We start from the raw sequence: 4,514 nt of genomic DNA, 5'->3' as shown, positions 1-4,514 counted from the left end.
GGTAAGGACTCACTCGTGGCGATGCACCGTACGGTGGCCGCGGCCAAGGCCGCGGGCTGCCTGCACAAGGTGCGCGTCATGCACTGCGATCTCGGCTCCGAGTGGCCGGGGGTCCCCGAGCTGGCCCGGCGCCAAGCCGAGCGCTACGGGATCCCGTTCCTCCTTGTGACCCCCGACGGCGGCTTCCTGGGCATGGTCGAGAACCGCCAGATGTGGCCCGACGCCAAGCGCCGGCTCTGCACCTCCACGCTGAAACGGGACCCCACCGGCCCCGTCATCACCACCTGGGTGCGGGAGCTCGGCCTCGACCGCCAGGCCATCGTGCTCAACGTGATGGGGGTCCGCGGGGCCGAATCCGCCTCTCGCGCCCTCAAAGCGCGCCTGGCGCTGGACACCCGCACCACGAGCGCCAACCGGCTCGTACTGACCTGGAACATCATCCATGGGCTGTCCGAGCAGGAGGTCTGGCAGGACATCGCCATCAACGGCCTGGAGTACCACCCCATCTACGACACCGGACTGGAGCGCCTGTCCTGCGTCTACTGCGTCCTTGCCGGACCGGAGTGGCTCATCCTCGCCACCCGCGTCTGCTTCGCCCTCGAGCTCCCGCACCCGCAGACCTTCGCCGAGCTCGAGCGACGGATCGGCCACAGTTTCAAGCAGGACTTCTCCCTGAACGCCATCATCGCCGCCGCCAGCATGCTCGACGCTCTCGACGGGCCCATCACCTGGCGCCGCGGCGACGCCGTACGCCGTCACCTCGGGCCGGCCGCGGCCGAACAGTACCTCGCCCTCACCCGCTAGCCCCGCCCAACCACCCTGGCCCTACCGCCACTTAACGAAATGAGACCCCGATGACCAGCACCCTCACCGCAACCCCGACCGCGCTGCAGGAGATGGACTACCCCCCGGGCCACAGCCCCATCCTGGAGCCGCCCGAGGGCCCGGACAGCGCCCTCGCGTGCACCTGCGGCGGCCTGCTCGTGCCCAAGCCGGACACCCAGCCCGCCCAAAAGGTCGTCTTCGACCTTCACCTGGAGGAGGTCCGGCGCGCATCCCACTTCGACTAGGACCCCGGCCAGCCCGGCCGGCCTCCACCCGCCCCCTGGTGGTGCATCCGAAACCGGTGCACCACCAGGGGGCGCCTGCGTGCGCGGGAAAAGCGCCCGCCACCGAGCCTGGGGATCCGAGCACGTCCGCACCGCAGTCGCTTCAGTCGCTGTGAGCGTCGCCCCCCGGGCCGGGTGCGGCGGTGCGCGACGCCGGAATCCCGGGAGGCGGAACGGCAACAGCGATCGCCAAATCAGGGGGTGTGACAGAACATCGCCCCCGGCCGAGACGAGCCCGCAGCCCCAGCAAGCTCGCCGTGCTCTCACCCGCACCACACCGAGAACGGCCGACTACCCCAGGGATCTGCCCCGATGACGTGCCACGGACCGATCCACCAGGCCCGACGCCAAGGTGGCGCGCTCCTGCGACTGCCGTTCGGCGTTCCAAAAGAGCACAGGTCAGGTGCGGGTTGCGGCGCTAACCCCTGGACCCTCCAAGGTCAGCTCACTCGCCCAACTCGGGGCGTCTGACGGCCGATTGGCGGCCGGCAGGAAGCACCAGCCACTTCATCGGAACAGGAGCACAGCGATGCCTGCTGCCCGCAAGACCACGACCACCGAGCCCGCCACCACCGCCCAGCCCACTCCCCGGTCACGGCGCAACCACCGCCTGGCGATCGGCGGAGCCGTCGTGGCCACCCTCATGCTCACCCTGGCCGGGTGTGGCGACAAGTTCGCCGAGCCTTTCAAGGACGCGCCGCGCTCCGGCAAGGACAACGGTGCGCCGATGGACCTGATCAGGATGGCCGACGGCTTCTCGAACGTAGGAGTGAAGTGCGATGGGCCCAACCGGGTCTACGTCGTCTACCACGGGGACAACAAGTACGGGTCGCTCGCCGTGGTGGCGAACGACCCGAGGTGCACCAAGTGACCCGCCGTTCACGAAGGCGCCGCCGCGATCGCTCCTGGATCGCTGACCTCGTCGAGGGCGTGGTCGAGGCCATCGTCGGCATCTGGAAGAACTGAGTCACCGCGCGGTGCCCCGGGCGCCGGTACCCCCTGGCGACCGGGGCACCGCCATGCCCGGCCCCAGCCCGCTCGCAGTGCAGCGGGCTGAGGCCCTCTTGTCGCCCCTGCCTGCCGCGCTGACGACGGTCCTGGCGGACCTGGCCGCCATCGCCGCCTCGGAGACTGGGGCCGTACGTACACAACGGCAGCTTCGATTGGAGAGGATGTACCCATGCGCGTGCCGTGCCCCGAGTGCAGGAACCCGCTCGACCTCGACGAGAGCGGAAGCAGGTTCTACTGCACAACCGACTGGTGCGCTGCCTTCGGAATGGAGACGCCTGTCTGGCGCGCCCTTGAGGCCGCGGATCTGGCCGCACCGACGCCGGCCGGTCTGCCGCGCCCCATACAACACGGCCTACCGGTCCCCTGGGTTGCTCCACGCGCAGCAGGCAAGGTCTGGTGGCGTGCACTAGATGCCCGACGACTTGCCGAGGCGCAGAACCATTGGCTGTGTCAAGGATGCGGTCTCCCACTGGACAAGGAGGCGTGGGTGTTGGCCACCCCTGAGGGGCAGGTACTCCAGGCCGCGCTCCATGAGTCCTGCAAGGACATGGCGACGGAGTTCTGCCCCCACCTGTCCAGCGACGCCACCAGGGCGTCCCCCCGCCTGATCACACGGGACCGGTTGTTCACCGACGGACGTCCCGTAACTGAGGCAGCGCCTTCCGACCCGAACTTTCTCCATCAGTGGGAGCTGGAGATGGATGGCCATCGCGAGTAACGGGCCCCGGCCACGACCAGCGCTTCATCCCTGTACGAAAGTTCTGCGGCCCGCCTGATCGCCAGGCGGGCCGCTCGCACGTCTCCGCGCCCGGCCTACAGCCCCTGCTGCTGAGCAACTGCCCGTGTCGTTGCAGAGCGTGCATCCCGCCCGGCGGACCTGCCACGCGAGAAGGTGTGCCAGCCTGCGGGAGGGGCCAGCCCACTGCCACCCACCTGGCCTTTTCCATTCCTACGGTCGATGAGAGAACGCCACGGCAACGGCCAACTGCGGCGCGAGCACGGTGGGTTGCGGGGCTAACCCACCCATCTCTCACGGTTCCGGAGTCAAGCCGCAGCCAAGCGCCCATCGGTGCGAGCGCGGCACCCGTTCACCAGAACAGGACTCCCATGATCAACATGAAGAAGGGCGACGCCCCCGTCTCCCTGACCAAGACCGCCGGCGTGACCGCCCGCATGACGTGGAGCAGCCACACCGACTACGACCTGTACGCCATCGTGTACCGGACCAACGGCGATGTGGAGTACGTCGCCACCTTCGGCGCCCGCGGCGTCCCGGCACAGATGAGCACCGCCGACGGCGCAGTCAAGCACCTGGGCGACGTGGGTCGAGGAGCGCAGGGCATCGCCGAGGAGACCATCGAGATCATGCTCAACGACTCGATCCGCGCAGTGGTCCCGGTCGCCTACTCGGCCCAGTCCAACGGTACCGGCAGCTTCTACCAGTACCGCGTCACCCTGGAGATCGACAACGGAGTGGCCGGTGACAAGGTCGTCATCGCGGCCGAGAACGCCAACAACGACCACAAGGTCTACTCGTGCGTCCCGGGAATGATCGAGAACGCCCAGGACTCCGTACTCATCCACGCTCTGGAGCAGTACTCGGGGCGAGGATCCGAGAAGCGGCCCACCGTGCGGGTGCGGCGCAGCGGCCTGCTGCGTAAGGGGACTGAGACCATCGAAGTCACGATGGACGAAGGCCCGCGAAACGACTACAAGTAGGTGAAGTTGGGCGTACTCCTCCGCCCTCCTCACAGCCTGGACCTACATGCCTGCGAACCGTGGCCTCCGGGCCGGTCCCATGCGGACCGGCCCGGAGGCCACACGCCGTTCCCATGGTTGTCCGGCTAGGGGGCCACGCCTGCACGCTCGCTCGCATCCGCCGCGCACTCAGCGTGGCCTACAGATCCGAGCGGAGACTGCCATGCCGTACGCCCCCTGGGTGCTCAGCACCCTTGCCGCCTATAACTCACCTGTCCTGCATCCCGACCCGTCGCCCGAGCAGTGGGACGAACTCTTCGCCAGCGCGCCTCCGCTGACCTGGGACGACTTGGAAAGGCTCCTTGCCGCTGCCCAGAGCGCGCGGGTCACGTGGGCCGAGCCCATTTTGATCTGGCCCGACGCAGCCGACGCCCGCTACGCGCTCATCACCTACGACCTCCCCGACGGATCACGTCGCGCATCGCCGTCCGAGGACATCGGCTTCTTCACGCCGCCCACGGAGCAGCCCACCTGGGGCGATGTGATCGTCTGGAGCCTGGCCGACATCCGCGAGGCCGGTGAGCGGCTGGCCCGCATCGACCTGGCTCTTCAGCGTCTGGCGGCCGAGGCAGCAGCAACCATGGCCTCCTGGGAGAGTGAGCGCGCGTGCCTCCTCGCGGACAAAGGGCTGGAGGC

4 protein-coding genes and 1 pseudogene are annotated in these 4,514 nt (G+C 68.7%); all 5 read left to right on the top strand.

All coding sequences use genetic code 11. The features are described from left to right. On the top strand, nt 1-804 hold an 804-nt coding region (locus P3H78_RS32805; RefSeq protein ID WP_276112831.1), incomplete at its 5' end, for a phosphoadenosine phosphosulfate reductase domain-containing protein. Between the two features lie 50 nt (nt 805-854). Next, nucleotides 855-1,070: a hypothetical protein gene (locus tag P3H78_RS32800; RefSeq protein WP_276112830.1), complete on the top strand. Its 216-nt coding sequence runs from the start codon at nt 855-857 to the stop codon at nt 1,068-1,070. A gap of 568 nt (nt 1,071-1,638) precedes the next feature. Next, nucleotides 1,639-1,980: a hypothetical protein gene (locus P3H78_RS32795; RefSeq protein WP_276112829.1), complete on the top strand. Its 342-nt coding sequence runs from the start codon at nt 1,639-1,641 to the stop codon at nt 1,978-1,980. 1,247 nt (nt 1,981-3,227) lie between these two features. Further along, complete coding sequence (locus P3H78_RS32790) at nt 3,228-3,839, top strand: TerD family protein (RefSeq protein ID WP_276112828.1); 612 nt, start codon at nt 3,228-3,230, stop codon at nt 3,837-3,839. A 220-nt stretch (nt 3,840-4,059) separates the two neighbouring features. Then, nucleotides 4,060-4,514 (top strand): annotated as a pseudogene (locus P3H78_RS32785) (hypothetical protein); the annotation flags it as partial.

The sequence above is a fragment of the Streptomyces tropicalis genome (assembly GCF_029269835.1).
Lineage (GTDB): Bacteria > Actinomycetota > Actinomycetes > Streptomycetales > Streptomycetaceae > Streptomyces > Streptomyces tropicalis.
The sequence above is the reverse complement of the archived record's forward strand: the minus strand, read 5'-3'. Positions and strand labels throughout refer to the sequence as shown.